This window comes from Mycobacterium sp. E1214, assembly GCF_001666755.1.
Classification (GTDB): Bacteria; Actinomycetota; Actinomycetes; order Mycobacteriales; family Mycobacteriaceae; genus Mycobacterium.
Map to the genome: position 1 here is coordinate 1 of NZ_LZJC01000017.1, position 600 is coordinate 600.

2 protein-coding genes are annotated in these 600 nt (G+C 73.2%); both read right to left on the reverse strand.

Annotated elements, in window-relative coordinates:
- On the reverse strand, positions 1 to 280 hold a 280-nt coding region (locus tag A5700_RS24925), incomplete at its 3' end, for an FAD-dependent oxidoreductase (protein WP_156671035.1).
- On the reverse strand, positions 277 to 540 hold the full coding sequence (locus A5700_RS01790; RefSeq protein ID WP_068065135.1) for a DUF2630 family protein: 264 nt from the start codon (positions 538 to 540) through the stop codon (positions 277 to 279). The genes A5700_RS01790 and A5700_RS24925, both read right to left, overlap by 4 nt.
- Positions 541 to 600: the final 60 nt, after the last annotated feature.

Sequence of the window (600 nt, forward strand, 5' to 3'; positions counted from 1 at the left end):
TGGGGGTGTAGGAGGAGTAGCGGCGACGGGCCAGCCGCACGGCGGCGCCCAGGTCCGCGACGATGCGCGGCGGCAGCAGGCTGACCAGGTAGGAATACCGCGACAGCCGAACGTCGACGCCGTCGAACAGACGCGCCGAGACGGCCGCCCCGCCTACGTGTCCCAGCCGCTCCAGCACCCGCACCCGCAGCCCGGCCCGCGCCAGGTAGCCGGCCGCGACCAGCCCGTTGTGACCGCCACCGACGACGACAACGTCGACGTCCGGCGGGTGGCCGCTCAGTTCAGGTAGCCCTCGACCTCGCCGGGCGGGCGCACCTGCGCCTCGCGCGGGTCACCGCCGGTCTCGCGCAGCGCCCGGCGCTGCCGCAGCAGGTCCCAGCACTGGTCGAGTTCGACCTCCAGCGAGCGCAGGCGCTCGTGCTCCTCGGACTCCGAGATGTCGCGGTGTTGCAGCTGCTCGCGCAGCGCCTTCTCCTGCGCGACGAGCTCGCGGATGTGCGCCAGGGTCTCGTTGTCGGTCGGTTTGTTGCCGTTGCCCATCGCTCCAGTGTGCCCGACCGGCCGCCTGGCGAATCGGTAGGCTGCATAGCGCCCGGCGCG